This window comes from Spirillospora sp. NPDC029432, assembly GCF_040703975.1.
In the GTDB taxonomy this organism is placed as follows: Bacteria; Actinomycetota; Actinomycetes; order Streptosporangiales; family Streptosporangiaceae; genus Spirillospora.
Map to the genome: position 1 here is coordinate 312,585 of NZ_JBEZWH010000001.1, position 21,798 is coordinate 334,382.

Here is a 21,798-nt window from a genome sequence, read left to right on the forward strand (position 1 = left end):
CGGGCCTCCTGAACGGTCTCTACGCGCACGGCAGTTCGACGGCGAGCGTGGTGGGGCCGCCCGGCGGGCTGTCGAGGCGGACGGTGCCGTCCAGGGCGGCGACCCGCCGGCGCATCCCGGTGATCCCGGTGCCGCGCGCCTCGTCGGCGCCGCCCGTTCCGTCGTCGGTGACCTCGATGGACAGCAGGTCGCCGGCCCGGCCGACCCGGAGGGCCGCCCGCGTGGCGGCGGCGTGCTTGGACACGTTCGTCAGCGCCTCGGCGATCACGTAGTAGGCCACCGCCTCCGCGGCCGCCGGGAGCGCGCCCAGGTCGCCCAGCTCGATCCGGACCGGCACGCCCGCCCGGGCGGCCAGCGCCGCCAGCGCCCCGTCCAGCCCGCGGTCGGCGAGGATCGGCGGGTAGATCGTCTGGAGCACCGTGCGGAGCTCGGCCATCGCCTCCTCCGCCGTCTCGTGCGCCTGCTGGAGCAGCGCCGCCACCGTTTCCGGGTCCTCGGCGAGCGAGTCCCTGGCGAGGCCCACCTGCATGGCGATCGACACCAGGCGCGCCTGCGTCCCGTCGTGCAGGTCGCGTTCGATCCGCCGGAGCTCCGCGCCGTGGGCGTCGACGACCCCCACCCGGCTCCTGGTCAGCACGTCGACCCGCTCGGTGAGCCGTTCCCTGGCCGACGGCGCGAGCACCGCCAGGCACATCCGCGCGTGCAGCCGCGCCAGCCACGGGAGCGCCCACCAGGCCGCCGCGCCGAGGACGGCGATCTGCACGGCCCCGCCGGCCAGCGCGGTCGCCCAATCGCCCACACGGACGTCGAAGAACGAGAACAGGGTGGGGCGCGCCTCGGCGGGGAACGCCCACCACAACGGCACCACCACCGCGGCGACCAGGATGTTGCCCAGGCACATCAGGGCGGCCATCCCGAGCAGGAACCCCACGGTGGCGTGCGCGAACACCCAGGCGAGATTCCGCCGCCCGCTCGGCCGCCCATCGGCCGGAACGCCGAGCAGCCGGCCGGCCCGCCGCCGGTGCCGGTCCGCCCAGGCCCGCGCCACCTGCGGCGCGAGCAGGACCGGCAGCGCGAGCGCCGTGGCCGCGGCGGTGGCCAGCGTGCCCAGCAGGTAGGCCGAACCGGAGAACGCACGGTTCCGCACGCGCACCTCCTCGCGACGCCCGATATGGGAATCATTATCCGCCGCCGGCGCCCGCCGGGCACTACAGCGGGCTGTAGTAGCGCGCCTGCGGCCGGCTGTATCGTGCGGGCCGCCCGGCCGGAATAGCGTCCCCGCCATGAAGCCGACGACCGCGCTGACCCGCGCACTTCTCGTCCCCGCCCTCGCTCTGGGCGCCCTGCCCGCCGCTGTCGCGCAGCCGGCGGCGGCCGACTCCGGCCCGCCTCCACCGCTCGACTGGAAGCCCTGCGCCCAAGGCGCCGACGACGCCCTCGGCAAGGAGCTCGACCGGGCGGGCGCGCGGTGCGCGGAGCTCACCGTCCCGCTCGACCACGCCAGGCCCGGCGGCCGCACCATCAAGCTCGGGCTGTCCCGGCTGCCCGCCGCCGACCGCGCCGGCCGCATCGGCACCCTGGTCCTCAACAGCGGCGGCCCCGGCGAGCCCACTCTGGCCATGCCCCTGAAGACGCGCGCGGCCATGAAGGACGTCGCCGCCCGCTACGACATCATCGGCCTGGACCCGCGCTTCGTCGGGCGCAGCACGGCGCTCGACTGCGGCTGGCCCATCGGCATGTGGCTCCGCTCGCCGGGCCGGACCCGCGCCCGGTTCGACCACCAGGCGGCGGTGCAGCGCGACCTGGCCGAACGCTGCGCCCGCCGCCACGCCGACGTGCTCCCGTACGTCAACACGCGCGACACGGCCCGCGACGTCGACCTCGTGCGCCGCGCCCTCGGCGAGCGCCGGATCTCCTTCCTCGGCTACTCCTACGGCGCCTACCTGGGTGCCGTCTACACGCAGATGTTCCCCGGCCGTACCGACCGCGTCGTCCTGGACAGCGCGGGCGACCCGGGCAAGTGGGGCCCCAGGGCCACCCGGGGAACCGAGGACGAGGCGGAACGCGCGCTGCGCGGCTGGGCGGCCTGGGCCGCCGAACGCCACGGCACCTACGGCCTCGGCGCCACCCCCGCCCGCGTGCTCGCCACTGTGGACGCGATCGTCACCGCCGCGGAGGAGCGCCCGCTGCGCGTCGGGGCGTACGAGGTGGACGAGCAGGCGGTCCCGTACATCCTCTCCAACGCCTCCGGCGACGACCGTCCCGAGGCGCGCGCGGAATTCGCCTCCATGGTCCGGACCCTGAACGAGGCCGCGCACGGCCGCCCGGCCATCCCCGGCCCCGATTTCGGTGACTTCCTCGCGTTCGTCCTGACCTCCGCGGGCTCACCGCTCGCGAACCCGTCCGCGGCCATCACCTGCGGCGACCGCGCCGCGCCCCGCGACCCCGACACGTACTGGCACGACATCCAGCGCAGCCGCGCCCGCCACCCCCTCTTCGGCCCCCTCAAGAACAACCTGTGGCCCTGCGCGTTCTGGCCGAACCCGCCGCGCGAGCCCCTCACGCGCGTCGGCAACCCCACGCCCGCGCTGATCGTGGCCGCCACCGGCGACACCGCCACCACGTACGAGGGCGCCAAGGCCATGCACCGCGCGCTGACCGGCTCCCGCCTCCTCACCCTGCGCGGCACCACCGCCCACGGCATCTACGGCGAATACGGCAACCCCTGCGTGGACGCCAAGGTCAACGCCTACCTGGCCACCGGAACCCTCCCCGCCACCGACCAGAACTGCCGCCCCTGACCCGCCGGAACCTCGTGCGAAAAGTGGCGATGAGCGGGTCGCCTCACCATTGAGGAGAAACATCGTCACGGCAATCCGAAGAACGCTCTGTGCGGATCGAGCCGATCATTTCGCTGCCGTTATACGGGACGACGCCGAGAGGAACAGAAGTGACGGGAGGCGTGGTGCCCGAAAATGCGTTTCCTGTGGAGACGGGCGGCGCTAGCGTTCTTGGAAACACTTCGCAGGAGGCGCATCATGGAACTCCTCAGCACCGTGCGGGCGGACGGCGCCGACCTGGCCCGTCTGGCCGCCGAACTCGACATCCCGACCATCGCCGGGCTCCAGCACCAGGGCGACGTGTCCGTGCTCCCCGCCGCCATGGCGGGGGAGGACGACCGGCGGCCGGAGACCCCGGTCCCGGCGGCCGGCGTCGCGGTGGTCCGCGGCGGGGCGGGCGGCCACACGCACCTGCTGCTCGCCTCCGGTGACGTCCGGTACGACGCCCGCGAGGGCGCGGCGGGCGGCATAACCCTCGGGGTCCTGGAGGTCGGCGACGGCGCGACCGCGTGGCTGGACCACCCCGAGCACGGCAACACCGGAATCGCCCCCGGCCGGTACGTGCTGCGCCGCAAGCGCGAGATGGCGCCGCGCGTGCTCGACCCCGGGGCCCGCCGCAAGCGCGACCAGGCCCGCAAGCAGGCGGCGCGCGAGCGGGCGGCCCGTGAGCAGGAGGTCCGCGACCAGGCTTGGAACGCGGCCGTCCGCTTCGTCGAGGACTGACGATGGCGGACCCCCGGTACGCGCACGGCCACGGCCGGCCGCCACCGGAGCCGACCGGGGAGCAGCAGGCGCTGCTGCCGCGGGTGCGGGACGAGTGGGTGGGGCACGGGCTGGCGGCGGGGCCGGCGGACCGGGCGGCGGCCGAGGCGGGCGTCCAGGACGTCTACCTCGGCGCCGGCCGCCGGCCGCCGGAGCGCGTCATCTGGCTCGGCTCGCCGATGGCGGGCAGCATCGCCGCCGACATCCGCGCGGGCCGGCTCCCCCTGGTCACCAGGCGGGCATGGCGGGCGCTGCCGGAGCCGGCCGGCGAGGCCGTTCTCGACCAGGTGCCGCGGGAATCCCCGGAGACCGACCTGATCATGCTGGACCCGCTTCCCGGCCTCGGCGGCCTGGAGCGGTACCGGCGGTGGAACGGGCTGCTGGGCCGGCTCGACCGCGAGGTGACCGCCGCGGTCGAGACGGGGCTCGGGAAGGCCGTCGGCGCGGCCGTCGAACAGGTCGCCCCGACGTGGCAGGACGGGCAGCGGTTCCCTGAGGTGGCGGCGCTGCCGCGGCTGGGCGCGTTCCGTCCGCGGACGCTGGGACGCCTCGCGCAGGTGGCGTTCCTCGCCGGGTGCGGCGTCCTGGAACCGGACCGCCACGCCCGCGGCCTGCTCCGGGTCGGTCAGGCGGCCGGGGAGTGGTGGCCGATGAGGAACAGCGTGGTCCTCACCGAACGCCCCGCCGAGCTGCACCGCGACGCGGAGGGCCGGCTCCACCATCCGACCGGGCCGGCGGTGCGCTACCCCGACGGCTGGTGCCTGTGGGCGTGGCACGGCGTCACCATGCCGCGCGAGGTCATCGAGGACGACGTCCCGATCCGCCGCGCGGTGTCGCTGCGCAACTCCGAGCAGCGCCGCTGCGCCGTGGAGATCCTGGCCGGCCGGGCCGGCTGGCGGCGGCTGGCCGCCCAGGCCGGATGGCCGCGGGTCGGCGGGGAGGTCCCGGACCCGGGCAATCCCGGACAGGTCCTCAGCCTGTGGTGCGTCGAGCGGCTGTACGACGACCACCTGCACCTGCTGCTGATGACCAACGGGACGGAGGAGCGGGACGGCACCCGGCGCGAGTTCGGCGAGCTGGTGCCCGGCTGGATCCGGGACCCGGTGCGGGCCGCCGCCTGGCAGATCGGCCTGACCGCACGGCAGTACCGCGAGACCGTACGGCGTACGTGACGCGGGCCGGGCGGGGTCGCTGAGGCGGTTCTCAGCCGCCGGGCCGTGGCGGCCGCCTTCCCGGTGACGCCGGGCCGGTCCTCACCGGGGCGGATAAGGTGGCGAACGTGTCGAACGGACGAGAACCGCACGTGGCGGGCCGCGGGCCGCGCCTGTATCGGCTGATGATCATGCTGGCCGCGGTGGTCCTGCTGATCGACCAGGCGTCGAAGGAGTGGGCGATCTCGGCGCTCACCGGCCGCGAGCCCGCCACGCTCGTCCCGGGGCTGATCGAGCTCCGGCTGCTGTACAACCCCGGGGCCGCGTTCTCCATCGGATCGGACGCGACGTGGGTGTTCGCGCTGGCGACGGTCGTCGTGGTCGCCGGCGTGCTGTACGTGGGCAGGCGTTCGCGCTCGGCCGCCTGGTCCGTCGTGCTCGCCGGGCTCCTGGGCGGGGCGGCGTCCCATCTGATCGACCGGTTCTTCCGCGCGCCCGGGTTCGGCCGGGGCCACGTCGTCGACTTCATCGACTACGGACCGTTCGTCGGCAACGTCGCCGACATCGCGCTCACGCTGAGCTGCGCCATGCTGATGCTGCTCAACCTGCGCGGCGTCCCGTTCGGCGAACCCGCCGCCGAGGAGAAGGACGAGCCGACCGCCTCCGTCCCCGCCGACCAGGACTGACCCTTCGGGGGGCCGTCAGGCTCGGCCGTGCGGCGTGGGCCGGTAGACGAGCTCCTGGATGTGGCCGTCGAGCGTCCGGTGCTCGATCAGTTCGAGGTCGAAGTCGCCCGCGCCCCGGAAGACGGGGTCCAGCCCGGTCCGGCCGGTGATCACGGGGAACAGCGTCACCTGGACGCGGTCGACCAGCCCGGCGTCCATCAGCGCCCGGTTCATCGACAGGCTGCCGTGCGAGCGCAGCGGCACCGCGGACTCCTCCTTGAGCCGGGCGACGGCGTCGACGGCGTCGCCGGTCACGACGGTCGCGTCCGGCCAGTCGAGGTTCTTCTCCAGCGTGTTCGACACGACCGTCGTCGGGAGGTGCCTCATCCGCGTGACCCACGGGTCGCGCACGTCGGACCCCTCGGTGCTCGCGGCGAGCATCTGCGTGAACGCCCGGAACGTGTTGGCCCCGAACACCATCCGCTGCTCCTCGCTGTAGAGGGCGAGCCGGCGGTCCAGGAGTTCGGGGCCCTGCTTGCCCCAGTAGCCGGTCCAGTCGCCGCCCGCGGCGCCGAAGCCGTCGAGGCTGGAGAAGACGTCGAACGTGTAGGTCGCGGTCATGCTGCTCTCCTCGCGTGCGATCGGTCGCGTGCTGGTGATGTCGCGTACTGGTGATGTCGCGTACTGGTGATACAGACCATCGACCACGCTAGGACTCATCGCCGGGGCCGATGAAGGAGCCGCGACCGGGCATGGCGGGCGGTTACTCGCGCCAGCCGGATTCGAGGAGGTCGAAGACGGCGTTCAGGGCGGCCAGGGGGTCGGGTTCCGCGCCCGCGAGTTCGGGGATCTCCAGGACGTAGCGGGCGAGGGCGCGGACGGTCAGGTCGGAGCCGGCGCGGCCGCTCGCGGCGGCGATCGCCTCGGCCAGCGGCCCCTCGCCGGCGATCCATAGCCTGCGCGAGTACTCCCGCAGCGCGGGCGTGCCGACGATCAGATCGCGCTTGCGGCGCAATTCGGGCGGGAGGTCGTCGGTGAACGGCCCGTCGCTCGCCATGCACCGCCGCAGCGCTTCCAGGACCGGCTGCCCGGGCGGCCGGTCGCGGACCGCGGCGACCAGCCGGACGTGCCGTGCGGCCCCGTCGTCGAAGATCAGTGCTTCCTTGCCGTCCGGTACGTGCGCGAAAAGGGTGGCGATCGAGACGTCCGCCGCGTCGGCGACCTGGGCGACGGTGACGCCGTCGTACCCGTGCTCGGAGAACAGCCGCAGCGCGGCCTCCGACAGCGCCCGGCGGGTCTGGGCCTTCTTGCGCTCGCGGCGTCCCATCGTCGGCGGCATCCCCGCATCGTACCGAATTCCGGAACCCCTATGAATCTATAGTGGTTATAGTTTCAGAGTCAGTCTAGATTTGAATGCCGGTGCGGACCGCCGGCGACGTAAGGAGCCGGACCATGGCCTCCCTCCGCGGCCCAGCCCCCTGGGACGTACGGCGCCTCCCGCGCGCCGAGGGCAAGAACTTCCTCGTCACCGGCGGCAACGCGGGCATCGGCTACTTCGTCGCCGAACAGCTCGCCGGCACCGGCGCCACCGTCGTCCTCGGCTGCCGCGACGGCGGCAGGGCCGAGGCCGCGCGGGCGTCGATCCGCGCCCGGGTCGCCGGTGCGCGCGTCCGGCACGTCCGCCTGGACCTCGCCGACCTCTCCTCGCTCCGGGCCTCCGCGGACGCCCTGGGCCTGGACCGGCTGGACGCGGTCGTCTGCAACGCCGGAGTGCTGCTCGACGAGCCGCCGCGGCGCGAGACGCGGGACGGCAACGAGCTGATGTTCGCCACCAACCATCTGGGGCACTTCGCGCTGATCGGGTGGCTCGCCCCGCTGCTGGCCGCCGCCCCCGCGGGCCGCGTCGTCACCACCGGCAGCTTCACGGCGAAGTCCGTGAGCCTGGACCTCGACGATCTCCAGAGCGCCCGCGACTACCGGCCGAAGCGCGCCTACTCGCGGTCCAAGCTCGCGCAGATGCTCGCCGGCTTCGAACTCGACCGGCGCCTGCGCGCCGCCGGCGCCACGGCGCTGAGCGTCGTCACCCACCCCGGCGGCGCGCTCGACTCCCTCACCCCCGCACGCCCGCCGGTCCGCGTCCGGACCGGCGCCGAGCGGCTGCGCGGCCTGCCCGCCGGCCTCCTCCTCCAGGGCAAGGAGGCCGCCGCCTGGCCCGCCGTCCGGGCCGTCCTGGACCCGTCGGTGCGCGGCGGCCAGCTCTGGGGACCCCGGATCCTCGGGATCCGCGGCCGGCCCGTCCTCGAACCCGTCCGGGGCCACCTGGCCGACACCGCGCTCGCGGCGCGGCTTTGGGTGGCCACGGCCCGCCTGACCGGCCTCGATCCGATCGCGCGTTTCGGCTGAGCCGGTGTCAGCGCAGCGAGACGTGGACGTCGCCGGCGCCGGGACGGACCCCGTCGAGCATCCCGCTGGGGACGCGGAACACCCGGCCCGGCGCCGCGGGCCAGGGCAGCCGCCGTTCGGCGATGGTGCGGCCGTCCTGGGCGACCACGACGCGGGGGAACGGCACGTACTCGTCCGTCCAGGCCAGCAGGCGCCCGCGGGCGGGGCCGCGCTCCCCGGGACGGTACGTGGCGGGGGAGATCCAGCGCAGCGGCGCGCCGGCGACGATCCGGACGCCGTCCCCCGGGACGGTGCGGCCCGCGAGGTGGTCGAGCACGGTGCGGGCCACGTGCGCGCCGTCGAGGGCCGCGATGTCCGCGGTGTCCACGGGGTGCAGCATGTTGCCCGCAGCGAAGACGCCGGGGCGGCTGGTGCGCAGCTCGCCGTCCACGGCCGGGCCGAGGGTGCCGGGGGAGAGGTCGATCCCGGCGGACCGGGCCAGCTCGTTGTCGGGGATCCAGTCCCCGGTGAACACGACCGTGTCGCACGGAACGTTCCACCGCCGGCCGCTGCCGGTGTCCTCGATCTGCACGGCCTCGACGCGGCCCTTGCCGATGATCCGGGTGACGCGGGTACGGGTCCGCAGCGGCACCCGCAGCCCGGCCCGGCCCGCGAGGGGCAGCATCGCGTACGCCTCGCCGCGGGGCCGTTCCGTGGTCATCAGAACGGTCCGGCAGCCGGCCTCGCGCAGCGTCAGCACGGCCGACCAGCTGACCAGCTCGCTGCCGACGACGACGGCGCGCCGGCCCGGCCTGCGGTGGTGCAGGTGGACGAGGTTCTGCAGGTGGCCGGTGGTGTAGACGCCGTCCGGGCGGTCGCCGGGGATCAGCCGCGCGGTCCTGGGCCGTTCGCGGGCGCCCGTCGCCAGCACCACGGCGTCCGCGCGGACCTCGAACAGGCCGTCCGGCGCGGTGACCTCCAGGCCGCCGCCGGGGGACCAGCCGGTCACCATCGCGCCGGTACGGATCTCCGCGCCCGCCCGCTCGGCGCCGCGCACCATGCGCCGCGCGTAGGCGGGGCCGGTCAGGACGCGGTGCAGGTCGCGGACGCCGAAGCCGGTGTGGCCGCAGTGCCGCGGGATGCCGCCGGCGTCCCGCTCGCGTTCGAGGACGAGGACCCGGCCGGGGACGGCCGGCGCGAGTTCCGCGGCCGCCCGCAGCCCGGCCGGGCCGCCGCCGACGATGGCCACCGCGGGCGTCAGCGGGGTGCGTGTCGTGCTCATCGTTCGCCTTCCTCGTCGGCGGTCCCCAGGGCCCGCTCCAGCATCCCGGTGACGTTCGCGCCGCAGTAGAAGCCCTGGCAGCGCCCGTTCATGGCGCGGGTACGGCGGCGCAGCCCGTCCATGTCGCACGGCGGGATCGTGCTGGAGAGCGCGTCGCGGATCTCGCCGCGGGTGACCCGCTCGCAGAAGCACACGACGGTGCCGTACTCCGGGTCGGCGGCGATGCGCTCGGCGTCGGCGTACGGGCGCGGGAACGCCTCGCCGATGTTGGGCATCCGCGGCGGGTCCGGCAGATCGGTCCGCTCGCGCAGCTCCAGGCCCGCCTCGCCCAGCAGCCCCAGCAGGTACTCGGCGACGGCCATGCCGGCCGTCAGGCCGGTGGAACGGATGCCGCCGCCGACCGCGTAGCGCTGCGCGGCGTCCACCTCGATCGTGTAGTCGGAGGCGTCGCTCGCGGCGCGCAGTCCCGCGTACGTCGCGGTGACCTCCTCCCGGAGCAGCGACGGCATGATCCGCTCCCCGCGGTCGAGCAGGAACGCGTAGCCGTCCTCGGTGGTCGAGGTGTCGGTCCGGTCGGTCATGTCCTCGGCGGTGGGGCCGAGCATGACGTTGCCGTAGATCGTCGGGCTGATCAGCACGCCCTTGCCGAGCTTGGACGGCACGGGGAGCACGATCCTGTCGACCAGCGGGCGTGCCTGCTTGTCGTACACGAGCAGCTCGCCGCGCCGGGGGTGCAGATGGAACCGGTCGTACCCGAACATGGCGTCCAGCACGTCGCCGCCGAGCCCGGCCGCGTTGACCACCCACCGCGCGCTCACGTCGCCGCGGCTCGTGTGCAGGACGGTCGCGTCCGGCCCGGGGGTGACGGACTCGACGCGGTGCGAGCGGAGCAGCCGGGTGCCGCGCCGGACCGCCTCGGTGGCCAGCGCGAGGGTGGCCGTCCAGGTGCAGATGATCGACTCGCCCGGGACCGTCAGGCCGCCGAGGGCGCCGGGGCCGAGCGAGGGGACCTGCCGGTACACCTCGTCCGGCCCGACGATCACGGCCTCGGTGTAGCCGTTCCGCTCCGCCTTCTCCTTCAGGCCGGGGAGCGCGGCGAGCTGCTCGTCGTCCCAGGCCACGAGCAGCGCGCCGGTCGGCTCGTACGGGATGCCGGTGCGGTCGGCGTACTCCTTGAGCAGGTGGTACCCCCGGGCGACCAGGCGCGCCTCCAGGGTGCCGGGGGAGGCGTCGAAACCGGTGTGCAGGATCGCCGTGTTGGCCTTGCTGGTGCCGTCGCCGACGTCGGCGCGGGCGTCCAGCAGGACGACGTCGAGCCGGTGGGCCGACAGGGCCCGCGCGATGGCCGAGCCCACGACCCCGGCGCCGATCACCGCGACGTCGGCGACCGGCGTGGTCCGTGCTGTGGTCACTTCTTCTCCTTACCGATCGCGGAGCTCTCGACGGCGGCCGTCCACCGGGCCCGGAACGCGGCCGCCTCGTCGGCGCCGATCCGCGGGGTGTAGCCGGTGGCCGGCGTCCAGTCGACGATTGCGTCGGCCGGCGGCAGCGCCGGGTCCACGGCGCAGCGGGCGAACGCGACGGCTCCGAGCGCGGTCGCGTGTTCGGACGGGTACACCTCGACCCGGGCCTGGAGCAGGTCGGCGACGGCCTGCATCAGGACCCGGCTGCGGGTGAGGCCGCCGTCGACGCGCAGCGTCGAGAGCGAGGCTCCCGTGTCGCGGGCGGTGCAGTCCGCCAGCTCGGCGACCTGGGCGGCGATGCCGTCCAGCACCGCCCTGACCAGGTGCCCGGACGTGGTGGACAGCGTCATGCCGGTGAACGAGGCGGTGGCCTCCGGCGCCCACCACGGCGCCGACAGCCCGGCCAGCGCGGGCACGCACAGCACCCCGCCGGCGTCGGGCGCGGCGGCCCGGTCGAGCTCCGGCGCGCCGCCCACCAGCCCGAGGTCCTGCATCCAGCGCACCGCCGAGGCGGCGGTGGGGACCTGGCCGTCCAGGCAGTACGCCGTCTTGCCGCGCACCCGCCAGGCCACCGAGGCGGCCAGCCCCGAGCCGGACCGCACCGGCGCGGTGCCCATGTTGGCCAGCAGGAACGCACCGGTGCCGAAGGTGCACTTGGCCTCGCCCGGGGCCAGGCAGCGCTGGGCGAGCAGCGCCGCCTGCTGGTCCACGACCAGGCCGCCCACCGGGGCGGGCGCGCCGAACGCGGAGGTCTCGCCCACGATCTCGTCGCAGGCCGCGATCCGCGGCAGCGCCTCGTCCGCGAGCCCGAACACCTCCAGCAGCTCCGGGCTCCACGCGCCGGTGTCCAGCTCGGTGATCAGCGACCGGGACGCGGTCGCCGCGTCGGTGACGAACTCGCCGGTGAGCCGGTGCAGCAGCCAGCTGTCGGACGTGGTGACGACGCCGTCGCCGGTGAGCCGGTCCCGGATCCAGCGCATCTTCGGCGCCGAGAAGTACGGGTCCAGCACCAGGCCGGTGCGGCGGCCCACCAGCTCGGCCCGGTCGGCGAGCCCGGCGCAGATCTCCGCCGCCCTGCGGTCCTGCCACACGATCGCGGGGGTGAGCGGTTCACCGGACGCGGGATCCCAGGCCAGGACGGTCTCGCCCTGGTTGGCCAGCGTGACGCAGCCGATCGGCGGCCCGCCCGCGTCCCGTACCGCGCGCCGCCCGGACTCCAGGACCGACTCCAGGAGCTCCCCGGGGTCCTGCTCGACCCCGCCGCCGGGCAGGTAGCGGGGCCGTACCGGCAGTTCCGCGACGCTCAGCACCCGGTCGGAGCCGTCGACCACCATCGCCTTGGTGCCGGACGTCCCCTGGTCGATCGCGAGTACGGCCGTCATGGCCGTTCCGCGGAGGCCGGGCCGGACTGCGCCGGCGCGTCGTCGTCCAGGACCCTGTCGATGTCGTGCAGGTCCGGCATGGTGAGCCCCTTGGTGCCGTGCCGAATCAGCAGGTACGCCAAGTACACCGCACCGATCGCGGACATCACGGCGACGTACCGCCAAGGTTCGGCGAAGGACGCGTCACGGAAGATCAGCAGTTCGTAGACCAGCCAGACGACGGCCAGCACCAGCACCGGGACCTCCCAGCGGCCGAGCTGGAAACCGCGGGACGGCGGCAGGCTGCGGCGCTTGGCGATGTAGAGCGCGGTCGTCGCCGCGTAGATGATCGCCGGGAGCAGGGTCGCCGCCGAGAACAGCGAGAACAGTGCCTGGGTGGAGCGGGCGAACGTCGCGAGCAGGATCTGCGCGATCACGAAGACGAGCACGGCGGCGTTCATCGGGGTGCCGGTCGAGCCGTTGATCCGGCGCAGCAGCCGCCAGCCCGGGAAGCGCTTGTCGCGCGACATCGCCCAGACCAGCCGGGTGCCGCTGAGCAGGATCACCAGCCCGCAGGAGAAGATCGAGATCACCACGAGGACCAGCAGGCCCTTGCCGACGTACGAGCCGAGGACCCGCGCGATCACGTCGGCGACCGGGGTGTCGGACTTCGCCAGCGCCGCCGGGTCCTCGGCGAGCGCGGTCACCGCGATCAGGAACAGCATGCCGAGGACGCCGAGGCCGACCACGGCCCGCGCCATCGCCCTGGGCACCACGCGCGCCGGGTCCTTGGTCTCCTCGGCCAGGTTCGCCGCGGACTCGAAGCCGACGATGGTGAACGCGCCCAGCAGGAAGCCCATCGCCCACGGGCCGACCGTGGTCGCCTCGCCCAGGGAGAAGTAGCCCTCGGCCGGGACGTCGCCGCGGCTGAACAGGGTGCCGAAGTCGAGCTGGCCGGTGGCGGCGCCGACGGCGAACAGCAGCACGGTCAGCCCGACCATGCCGATCAGCTGGATGGTGACCGCGACGGTGTTGACCCGCTGCGTCGCCCGGGTTGACAGGGCGACCAGGATCGCCTGCAGGAGCACCACCACGGCGGTGATCAGCCAGGCGTTCTGGTTGGTGCCCTCGTACTGGAACAGCACCGGCAGGATCGTCGCGGCGATCGTGTAGTCGACGGCGACGACCACCACCGCGAGGAACATGAAGGAGACCCAGCCCATGATCCAGCCCAGTACCGGGTTGGCCAGCCGGGACGTCCACTGGTACGCGTAGCCGCTGACCGGGATGCGGGCGGCGAGCGAACCGAAGATCAGCGCGACGCACAGCTGGCCGACCACCACGACCGGCCAGGTCCAGATGCCCATCGGGCCCGACGACTGCAGCACCGAGCCGTACGCGGTGAAGATGCCTGTCGCGATCGACACGAACCCGAACGCCACCGCGAACGAGGCGTACCAGCCCAGCTCGCGCTTGACCTCCTGCTCGTACCCGAACTCCGAGAGGCCCTCGCCGGACGGTCTCCCGCCGGCGGCCGGTCCCGCCGCCGCGCTGCGCGGCGACGTGGAAGAATCGGACATCGGTCGTCTCCTTGCGTGTTCCGTGGGGGTTGGCGATCAGGCCGGGCGACGTGGCGGCGTCGCCCGGCCGTCCGGGTCAGCCGGCCACCGTGACGAGGCCGCCGGATCCCTCCAGGGCCTCGCGCAGTGCCGGCGGCGGGGTCTCGTCGGTGACCAGGCCGTCGATCTCGTCCAGCCCGCACACCCGGTGCGCCGCGACGCGGCCGAGCTTGCGGGAGTCGGCGAGCACGTACGAGCGCACCGTGTTCGCGATCATGACGCGGCGGCTGGCGACCTCGTCCAGGTGGTAGTCGGTCAGTCCCGCGGCCGGGTCCACCCCGCCGGAGCCGAGGAAGGCCACGTCCGCGTTCAGGTCGGCGAAGAACCGCGTGGCGGGCTCGCCCGAGCAGGCCAGGTCGCCGGCGCGCAGCCGGCCCCCCGAGACCAGCACCTCGACGCCCGGCCGGCCGGCCAGTTCCGCGGCCGCCAGCAGGGAGCAGGTCGCGACGATGCCGTGATGGTCCTGGGGGAGCGCCCGGGCCACCTCCAGCGCGGTCGTGCCCACATCGATGATCACGGTCTGGCCCGGCCGTACCAGCGCGGCGGCCGCGCGCCCGATGGCGGCCTTGGCCTCGCGGTCGGCGCCGGCCCGCTCGGCGAACGGCGCCTCCTCGCCGGAGCCGCCGGCGACGCTGGTCGCGCCGCCGTGCACCCGTGCCAGCGAGCCGCGCCGTTCCAGGACGAGCAGGTCGCGGCGGACCGTCTCCGCCGAGACCCCGAGCATCCCGGCGAGCTCCTCGGTCCTGACCACGGAGCGGTCGCGGAGCGCGTCGAGGATGCGGCGGTGCCGCTCAGCCGCCAGCACGGCTGCTGACCGTTTCTGTGGATGATTGACCGAACATGTGGAAAAGTCTGGAGAATGTTGGGCCTTAAGTCAAGGGGAGGCCAGGCCGAATCGAGTAAAGAACTCCAGAAACCCCGAGGTCAGGACGTATGACCTCGGGGTGGGCGGGACACGGAGGGGGCGCGGAGGAGGCGCGGCGGGGGTGGTGAGGGCGGGGCGGGGCGCGGTCAGCCGCGCTGCGGGGTGACGAGTCCGGACTCGTAGGCGAAGACCACCAGCTGGGCGCGGTCCCTGGCGTGCAGCTTGGTCATCGCCCTGCTGACGTGCGTCTTCGCCGTGGTCGGGCTGATCACCATACGGGTGGCGATCTCGTCGTTCGACAGGCCCCGGGCCACCAGCGCGGTGACCTCGCGCTCGCGGTTGGTCAGCGCCGCCAGCCGCTCGGGCGCGGGCTCGGCGCGGCGGCGGGCGACGTACTCGCCGATCAGCCGGCGGGTGATCGCGGGCGACAGCAGCGCGTCGCCGCGCGCCGCGACCCGGACGCCCTGCAGCAGGTCGGCGGGCTCGGTGTCCTTCACCATGAAGCCGCAGGCGCCGGCGCGCAGCGCGTTGAAGACGTACTCGTCGAGGCCGTAGTTGGTCAGGATCACGACGTGGACGCCGCTCAGCAGCTCGTCGCCGGCGATCAGCCGGGTCGCCTCGATGCCGTCCATCACCGGCATCTGGACGTCGACGAGGGCGACGTCCGGCCGGTGCTCGCGGGCCAGCGCGACGCCCTGCTCGCCGTTCGCGGCCTCGGCCACCACCTCGATGTCGTCCTCGTTCTCCAGCAGGGCCCGGAACCCGCCGCGGATGAGGGCCTGGTCGTCCACCAGCAGCACCCGGATCACGCCGGCTCCCTCGCGGGCAGCTCGGCGCGCACGGTGAAGCCGCCCTCGGGGCGGGGCTCGGCCCGCAGCCGGCCGCCGAGCGCCGCGACGCGCTCGCGCATGCCGAGCAGGCCCGTACCCGGTACGGGCGGCGCGGCGGGATCGGCCGCGCCGTCGTCGTCGACCTGCACGACCAGCTCCCCGTCCACGTAGTCGATGCGCACCGTCGCGGCGGCCCCGCCGGAGTGCCTGGAGACGTTGGTGAGCGCCTCCTGGACGATCCGGTACGCGGCCCGGTCCACCTCCGCCGGCAGCTCCCGCCGCGTGCCGGAGACCGTCACCGTGGCCGGCAGCCCGGCCGTACGGGCCCGTTCCACCAGGTCGTCCAGCCGGTCCAGGCCGCTGGCCGCGGGCTCGCCATCGGGAGCTCCGGCGTCGGGAGCTTCGGTGTCGCGCAGTACCTCCAGGGTGGCGCGCAGCTCGCGCATGGCGTCGCCGCCGGCCTCCTGGATGGCCAGCAGCGCCGGCGGAACGTCCTCGCCGCGCGAGCGCGCCAGATGCACCGCCACCCCGGCCTGCACCTTGATGATCGAGATGCTGTGGGTGAGGGAGTCGTGCAGCTCCCGGGCGATGCGCAGCCGCTCCTCGCCCGCACGGCGCAGCGCCGCCTCCTCGCGGGTGCGCTCGGCCTCGGCGGCGCGCCGCTCGGCCTCCGCAACGTACGCCTGCCGGTGCCGGGTCACCGTCCCGGCGACGCCGGCCGCCACGAACCAGCCGATCAGCAGCGTGCTGCCCTGGAGCCCTTCGACGGACTCCGTCATCTCCGGCAGGTTCAGCACCAGGTCCGTGCCCAGGAAGACGACGCTCGCCGCCGCGGCGGCTACCGGCCGGCCGGACCTGACCGCGGCGAACACCGCCACCATCACGGGATAGGCGGCCACCGGGCCCGGCCGGGCGTGCACCGCCAGCACCAGCATGCAGGCCGTGCCGGCGAGCAGCGCCGCCAGGGGCGCCCGCCGCCAGGCGACCAGCGCGAGCGATCCGGCGAGGGCGGCCGCGACGTCCAGCGCGCCCGCTCCCGGCGTGATGACCACGATGGCCGTCACCAGGACGGCCAGCCCCGCGGCGAGCAGGCCGTCCTCGGCGAGCGGCCGCCACCGGCCCAAGAACTTCATCTGCGTGACATTACGGTCTCCCGCGCCGGAAGGCCTCCACCGGGCGGCGTAATCGGCGGCTACTCCCCGCGTAGTAGCCGGCCGTTCCCTACTTCCCTGACAGCAGCCGGAGGTGTCTTCCTGTGCACGATGCCCGCTGACCGGGCCGGACACCACGATGTCGGGCATGCAGAAGACGCGAGTCAAGGACGGCCCCCGCGCCGCGGGCCCGGCGGTTCCCCGGCCGGGGCTGACGCTCGCCGCGGTGGCCGTCGTGCAGTTCATGGTGTCGCTGGACCTGTCGGTCGTGAACGTCGGCCTTCCGGAGATCGCCACCGGGCTCGGCTTCGGCGCGGCGGGCCTGACCTGGGTGATCCACGCCTACGCCCTCACCTTCGGCGGGCTGCTGCTGCTCGGCGGCAAGGCCGCCGACCGGTACGGCCGCAAGCGGGTCCTGCTGCTCGGGCTGGGCCTGTTCGGGCTCGCCTCGCTGGTGGGCGGGTTCGCGCAGGAGCCCGGCCACCTCGTCGCGGCACGGGCCGCCCAAGGGGTCGGGGCGGCGGCGCTCGCACCGGCCGCGCTGGCGCTGCTGACCTCGGCGTTCCCGGCCGGCCGGGCTCGGGTGCGGGCGTTCGGGATCTGGAGCGCGACGAACGCCGCCGGGGGCGCCCTCGGCGTGCTGATCGGCGGCGTGCTCACCGAGTACGCGGGCTGGCGCTGGGTGATGCTCGTGAACGTGCCGATGGCCGCCGGCGCGCTCGCCCTGGCCTGGCGCGGTGTCGCCGCCGAGCCGCCGGCCGCGCGCGCCGGCCGCCCGGACGTGCTCGGCGGCGTGCTGGCCACGGCCGGCATGACGCTGCTGGTGTTCGGCGTCGTCCGCACCGACGGGCACGCGTGGACCTCGCCGGTCACGCTCACCACCCTGGCCGTCGCCGCCGCGCTGCTGGCCGTGTTCGTCCAGGTCGAGCGCGTCCGGCAGCGCGACGCCGGCCGCGAGCCGCTGCTCCGGCCCGGCCTGCTCGCCAACCGCTCGGTCGCCGGCGCGAACGCCTTCAACCTGCTGACCGGCGCCGCGATGGCCTCGGCGTTCTACTTCATGTCCCTCTACGTCCAGCAGGTGCTCGGCAACGGCCCGGCGCGGACCGGGCTGATGTTCCTGCCGATGGCCCTCGCGGTGATCGTCGGCTCGGTACCGGCGGTCAAGCTCGGCTACCGGCTCGCCCCCCGCACCCTCCTGGCCGCCGGCGGGCTGCTGACCGCGGCCGGGTTCGCCTGGTTCGGCCTGATCAGCCCGGACGGCTCGTTCACCACCGACGTCCTGGGGCCCTCGGCCGTCATCGGGGTCGGCTTCGGGCTCTGCCTCGGCCCGCTCGTCAACATCGCCACCCTCGGCGTCGCGCCCGGCGAGTCCGGCACCGCCTCCGCGCTGCTCAACAGCTCGCGCCAGATCGGCGCCTCGCTCGGGCTCGCCGCGCTCGGCACCGCGGCCCAGCGGCGCATCGGGGAGGGCACCGCGCCCGCCGCCCTGAACGACGGGTACGCGCTCGGCCTGACGCTCGGCGCCGCGCTCCTGGCCGGCGCGGTGCTGATCGCCCTCACCGTCCTGCGCCGCACCCCCAACTCGTCCACACCGGCCACCCCATCCAGCCCGACCACCCCGTCCACCATCGGCTCGGCAACGGGAGAGCGATGACCACCACCGACCTCGCCGGAGCGAGGGAACAGTCCGCACCACCCCCGGAGGACTCCGGAACGGGCCCGGGCCCGGGCCCGGCGGGGCTGCTGCGCCCGTACCTCGGCACCTTCGCCGTGATCGTGGTCTTCCAGGTCATCGGTGCCATCGCGGGGCTGGCACCGCTGCTGGCGGTCGTCGAGCTGGGCCGCACGCTGCTGGCGCCCGGCCCGATCGACGACGGCCACGTCCGGCTCGTCGTGATCGCGGGCGCGGCGGGCCTGCTCGTCCGGCTGCTGTTCACGGGCGGCGCGTCCGCGCTCGGGCACCTGCTCGACGGGCACGTGCAGCTGGCGTTCCGGCGGAGGCTGGCCGCGCGGCTGGGGCGCGTCCCGATCGGCTGGCTCTCCCGGCGCCGCACCGGCGAGCTGGCCAAGGTCGTCGGGGACGACGTGAGCGCCGTGCACCCGTTCGTCGCCCACATCCCCGCCGCGGCCGTCTCCGCGTTCGTGGTGCCGCTGGTCTCGCTGGCCTACCTGTTCACCGTCGACTGGCGGCTCACGCTGATCACGCTGGCGCCGCTGGCGCTGGCCCTGGCGCTCGTCCCGCTGATGATGACGCCCGCTCGGCTGCGCGAGGAGAAGGAGTTCGACGCGGCCATGGGGCGGATCGCGGACGCGGCCGTCGAGTTCGTCCAGGGCATCGCGGTCGTGAAGACGTTCGGCGGCGGCGACCGCGCCCACCACCGGTTCCGTACGGCCGTGGACGAGTTCGTCGTCCGCTTCTACCGGATGGTGCGCGGCATCGCCGGGATCGCCGCGGCGATGCAGCTGGCGCTGTCGCCGCCGTTCATGCTGCTCGCCGTGCTGGCCGGCGGCGCGGCGCTGATCGACGGCGGCGGCCTCGCCCCGGCCGACCTGCTGCCGTTCCTGCTGCTGGGGCTGGGCCTGACCGCCCCGGTGGACTCGCTCATCGGCCACGGCTTCGACGACCTGCGGACGGCGCGCCGCGCGGTCGGCCGGATCCGGGAGGTGCTCGCGGTGCCGTCGCTGCCGGAGCCCGCCCGCCCGGCCGCGCCGCGGGGGCACCGCGTGGAGTTGCGGGACGTCCGGTTCGGGTACGAGGAGGGCCACGAGGTGCTGCGCGGCATCGACCTGGTGCTCGAACCCGGAACGGTCACCGCGATCGTCGGGCCGTCCGGGAGCGGGAAGTCCACGCTGGTGCGGCTGCTGCCGCGGTTCTTCGACCCGACCGGCGGCTCGATCACCCTCGGCGGCGCCGACCTGCGGGAGATCGCCGCCCGGGACCTCTACCGGACGGTCTCGTTCGTCTTCCAGGACGTCCGCCTGCTGCGCGCCTCCGTCGCCGACAACATCGCGCTGGCCGTCCCGGACGCGGGCCTCGACGCCGTGGTCCGCGCCGCCCGGCTGGCGAACGTCCACGACCGGATCCTCGAACTGCCGCAGGGGTACGACACGGTGATCGGCGAGGGCACGGGGCTGTCGGGCGGCGAGGCGCAGCGGGTCGCGATCGCCCGCGCGCTGCTCGCCGGCGCGCCCGTGCTGGTGCTCGACGAGGCGACCGCGTTCGCCGATCCGCAGACCGAACGGGCGGTCCGCCGTGCCCTGGCGGAGCCGGCCGGCGACCGGACCACCCTGGTCATCGCCCACCGCCTGGAGACGATCGCCGACGCCGACACCGTCGTGATGCTGGAGGACGGGGCGATCGCCGAGCACGGCGCGCCCGCCGAACTGCTGGCCCGGGACGGGAGGTTCGCCGAGTTCTGGCGGACCCACCGGGCCGCGATCGCCGGCGAGCCCGCGGCCGGCGGTGTCGCGTCCCGGAGATCCCGAGGACCCAGAGGACCCAGAGGACCTAGAGGAGAGGAGCCCCGATGATCCGGATGCTGCTGCGCGTGCTCGGACCCGAGTACGCCCCGCCGGTACGCCGCACCGTGGCCCTGATGGCGGCGGCCGCGGTCGCCGAGGGCCTGTCCTACGCCCTGCTGGTCCCGGTGCTGCGGGAACTGTTCGGCGGCACCCCCGCGGACGCGGGCCCCTGGCTGCTCGCGTTCGGCGCGGGGGTCGCGGCCTTCGCCGCGCTGCGCTACGTCAGCGACCTGTCCGGTTTCCGGGCGGGCACCACGCTGCTGGACGGCATGTACCACCGGCTCGGCGACCACCTGGCCCGGCTGCCCGTCGGCTGGTACGGCCCGAGCCGCGTCGGGGAGGTGTCCGCCCTGGCCGGCCAGGGCGTGCTGCAGGCGATGAGCGTGATCGCGCATCTGCTGGCGCCGTACCTCTCCGCCTGCGTCACCCCGTTGACGATCATCGCCGTGATGCTCCTCTTCAACTGGCAGCTGGGGCTGGCCGCGCTGGCCGCCGTACCGGTCGTGGCGGCGACGCTGGTCTGGACGGGGCGCGCGATGGACGCCACCGACGCCGAGCGCGCCGCCCGCGACCACGAGGCCGCTGGCCGGGTCATCGAATACCTCCAGGCCCAGCCCGTCCTGCGCGCCGGCGGCCGGACCACCGAACGCTTCCGGCTGCTCGACGACTCGCTCCGCGACCTCCAGCGCTCGTCCCGGCGGACCACGCTGGCCGTGGTGCCCGGCGTGCTCGGGCTGACGCTCACGGTGCAGGCGGCGTTCACCGCGCTGCTGGCCCTGGGCGCGTACCTCGCGCTCGGCGGGAACGCCGGCACCGCCGAGGTAATGGCGGTCCTGGTGCTGGCCGCCCGCTGCGCGGACCCGCTGCTGGCGCTGTCGGACATGAGCGGCCAGCTGCGGGCCGCGCGGTCCGAGCTGGAACGGCTCGACGCGGTGCTGCGCACCGAACCGCTCCCGGAACCCGCCGAACCGGTCCACCCGGAACGCCACGACCTGGAGTTCGAGTCCGTCGGATTCCGGCACGGCGACCGCACGGTGCTCGACGGCGTGTCGCTGTCCGTGCCGGAGGGGAGCCGGCTCGCCGTGGTCGGCCCGTCGGGCGCGGGCAAGAGCACCCTGCTGCAACTGGTCGCCCGGTTCTACGACGCGGACGCGGGCGCCGTCCGCGTGGGCGGCGTGGACGTCCGCGACATCGACACCGCGGCGCTGATGAGCAGGATCGCCATCGTCTTCCAGGACGTCTACCTGTTCGACGGCACGATCGAGGAGAACGTGCGCCTCGGCCGTCCCGGCGCCACCGCGGCCGAGGTGCGGGCGGCGGCCGCCGCGGCCCGGCTGGACGAGGTGGTCGAGCGGCTGCCCGGCGGCTGGGAGACGAACGTCGGCGAGGGCGGCGCGCTGCTGTCGGGCGGCGAGCGCCAGCGCGTCTCCATCGCGCGGGCGCTGCTGAAGGACGCGCCGATCGTGCTGCTGGACGAGGTGACCTCCGCCCTGGACCCGGTGAACGAGGCCGCCGTGCACGCGGGCATCGAGCGCCTGATGGCGGGCCGGACGGTGGTGATGGTCGCGCACCGGATGCGCACGGTCCGCCGCGCCGACTACGTTGCCTTCCTGGACGGCGGCCGCATCGTGGAGGCGGGCGACCACGACGCGCTGCTCCGCCAGGGCGGCCGGTATGCCGATTACTGGCGGCTCGCCATGGCGCTCCCTGGAGCCGACGCCTGATCCGCGATCAGCTCCGCTTGGGCCGCAGGGCGCTGGGACCGACGCGGACCACCGAGCCCAGGGTCCGCCACCACGGGCGGCCGGGATCGGGGTCGAGCCCGGCCGCCAGGCGGTGGAGCTGCTCGGCGTGCCACAGCAGGTTCAGCGCGCTGTCCACGGGCCGGATGTCGGTGACGCGCCC

The 21,798-nt window shown here is 74.9% G+C and carries 18 protein-coding genes; 8 read left to right on the plus strand and 10 right to left on the minus strand.

Annotated elements, in window-relative coordinates; translation table 11 throughout:
* Positions 1-19: 19 nt before the first annotated feature.
* Positions 20-1,147, minus strand: a complete 1,128-nt coding sequence (locus tag AB0881_RS01360) for a histidine kinase (protein WP_366613384.1) — start codon at positions 1,145-1,147, stop codon at positions 20-22.
* 136 nt (positions 1,148-1,283) lie between these two features.
* Between AB0881_RS01360 and AB0881_RS01365 the strand changes: the two genes are divergently transcribed.
* The 4 genes from AB0881_RS01365 to AB0881_RS01380 all read left to right on the plus strand — a co-directional run bounded on the left by AB0881_RS01365 (position 1,284) and on the right by AB0881_RS01380 (position 5,439).
* Positions 1,284-2,801, plus strand: a complete 1,518-nt coding sequence (locus AB0881_RS01365; RefSeq protein ID WP_366613386.1) for an alpha/beta hydrolase — start codon at positions 1,284-1,286, stop codon at positions 2,799-2,801.
* 237 nt (positions 2,802-3,038) lie between these two features.
* The gene (locus tag AB0881_RS01370) at positions 3,039-3,563 is read left to right on the plus strand and encodes a hypothetical protein (protein ID WP_366613388.1); all 525 of its coding nucleotides are present in this window, start codon (positions 3,039-3,041) and stop codon (positions 3,561-3,563) included.
* Positions 3,564-3,565: 2 nt separating this feature from the next.
* The gene (locus AB0881_RS01375) at positions 3,566-4,774 is read left to right on the plus strand and encodes a DUF6745 domain-containing protein (protein ID WP_366613390.1); all 1,209 of its coding nucleotides are present in this window, start codon (positions 3,566-3,568) and stop codon (positions 4,772-4,774) included.
* Between the two features lie 107 nt (positions 4,775-4,881).
* On the plus strand, positions 4,882-5,439 hold the full coding sequence (locus AB0881_RS01380) for a signal peptidase II (RefSeq protein ID WP_366613392.1): 558 nt from the start codon (positions 4,882-4,884) through the stop codon (positions 5,437-5,439).
* 15 nt (positions 5,440-5,454) lie between these two features.
* Here AB0881_RS01380 and AB0881_RS01385 read toward each other — a convergent pair whose 3' ends face one another.
* Entirely contained in the window at positions 5,455-6,039 is a 585-nt protein-coding gene (locus AB0881_RS01385) for a dihydrofolate reductase family protein (protein WP_366613394.1), read from the minus strand.
* Positions 6,040-6,181: 142 nt separating this feature from the next.
* Positions 6,182-6,757, minus strand: a complete 576-nt coding sequence (locus AB0881_RS01390; RefSeq protein WP_366613396.1) for a TetR family transcriptional regulator — start codon at positions 6,755-6,757, stop codon at positions 6,182-6,184.
* A gap of 113 nt (positions 6,758-6,870) precedes the next feature.
* Here AB0881_RS01390 and AB0881_RS01395 point away from each other — a divergent pair, with 113 nt between their 5' ends.
* Positions 6,871-7,821 (plus strand): SDR family NAD(P)-dependent oxidoreductase, encoded by a 951-nt coding sequence (locus AB0881_RS01395; protein WP_366613398.1) that lies wholly within the window; start codon positions 6,871-6,873, stop codon positions 7,819-7,821.
* 7 nt (positions 7,822-7,828) lie between these two features.
* Here the strand turns inward: AB0881_RS01395 and AB0881_RS01400 are convergent, their stop codons facing one another.
* The 7 genes from AB0881_RS01400 to AB0881_RS01430 all read right to left on the minus strand — a co-directional run bounded on the left by AB0881_RS01400 (position 7,829) and on the right by AB0881_RS01430 (position 16,353).
* Positions 7,829-9,082: an FAD-dependent oxidoreductase gene (locus AB0881_RS01400; RefSeq protein ID WP_366613400.1), complete on the minus strand. Its 1,254-nt coding sequence runs from the start codon at positions 9,080-9,082 to the stop codon at positions 7,829-7,831.
* On the minus strand, positions 9,079-10,494 hold the full coding sequence (locus AB0881_RS01405; RefSeq protein ID WP_366613402.1) for an NAD(P)/FAD-dependent oxidoreductase: 1,416 nt from the start codon (positions 10,492-10,494) through the stop codon (positions 9,079-9,081). The genes AB0881_RS01400 and AB0881_RS01405 overlap by 4 nt, the downstream gene beginning before the upstream one ends.
* Positions 10,491-11,927: an FGGY family carbohydrate kinase gene (locus tag AB0881_RS01410; RefSeq protein ID WP_366613404.1), complete on the minus strand. Its 1,437-nt coding sequence runs from the start codon at positions 11,925-11,927 to the stop codon at positions 10,491-10,493. Before AB0881_RS01410 ends, AB0881_RS01405 begins: the two co-directional genes overlap by 4 nt.
* Positions 11,924-13,486: an amino acid permease gene (locus tag AB0881_RS01415; RefSeq protein ID WP_366613406.1), complete on the minus strand. Its 1,563-nt coding sequence runs from the start codon at positions 13,484-13,486 to the stop codon at positions 11,924-11,926. The genes AB0881_RS01410 and AB0881_RS01415 overlap by 4 nt, the downstream gene beginning before the upstream one ends.
* A gap of 76 nt (positions 13,487-13,562) precedes the next feature.
* Positions 13,563-14,330 carry a DeoR/GlpR family DNA-binding transcription regulator gene (locus tag AB0881_RS01420; protein ID WP_366613408.1) on the minus strand — a complete coding sequence of 256 codons (768 nt, stop codon included), beginning with the start codon at positions 14,328-14,330 and terminating at the stop codon, positions 13,563-13,565.
* A gap of 206 nt (positions 14,331-14,536) precedes the next feature.
* A complete protein-coding gene (locus AB0881_RS01425) occupies positions 14,537-15,199 on the minus strand; it encodes a response regulator transcription factor (protein ID WP_366613410.1) in 663 nt (220 codons plus the stop codon).
* Complete coding sequence (locus AB0881_RS01430; protein WP_366613412.1) at positions 15,196-16,353, minus strand: histidine kinase; 1,158 nt, start codon at positions 16,351-16,353, stop codon at positions 15,196-15,198. Before AB0881_RS01430 ends, AB0881_RS01425 begins: the two co-directional genes overlap by 4 nt.
* A 166-nt stretch (positions 16,354-16,519) precedes the next feature.
* On the opposite strand from AB0881_RS01430, the gene AB0881_RS01435 reads away from it, so the two are divergent.
* From AB0881_RS01435 to AB0881_RS01445, 3 genes are read left to right on the plus strand one after another with little or no spacing between them, the layout of a single operon-like run.
* Positions 16,520-18,025: an MFS transporter gene (locus AB0881_RS01435; RefSeq protein WP_366613414.1), complete on the plus strand. Its 1,506-nt coding sequence runs from the start codon at positions 16,520-16,522 to the stop codon at positions 18,023-18,025.
* Positions 18,022-19,902 (plus strand): ABC transporter ATP-binding protein, encoded by a 1,881-nt coding sequence (locus AB0881_RS01440; RefSeq protein ID WP_366613416.1) that lies wholly within the window; start codon positions 18,022-18,024, stop codon positions 19,900-19,902. Before AB0881_RS01435 ends, AB0881_RS01440 begins: the two co-directional genes overlap by 4 nt.
* On the plus strand, positions 19,899-21,617 hold the full coding sequence (locus tag AB0881_RS01445; RefSeq protein ID WP_366613418.1) for an ABC transporter ATP-binding protein: 1,719 nt from the start codon (positions 19,899-19,901) through the stop codon (positions 21,615-21,617). Before AB0881_RS01440 ends, AB0881_RS01445 begins: the two co-directional genes overlap by 4 nt.
* Positions 21,618-21,798 lie beyond the last annotated feature (181 nt).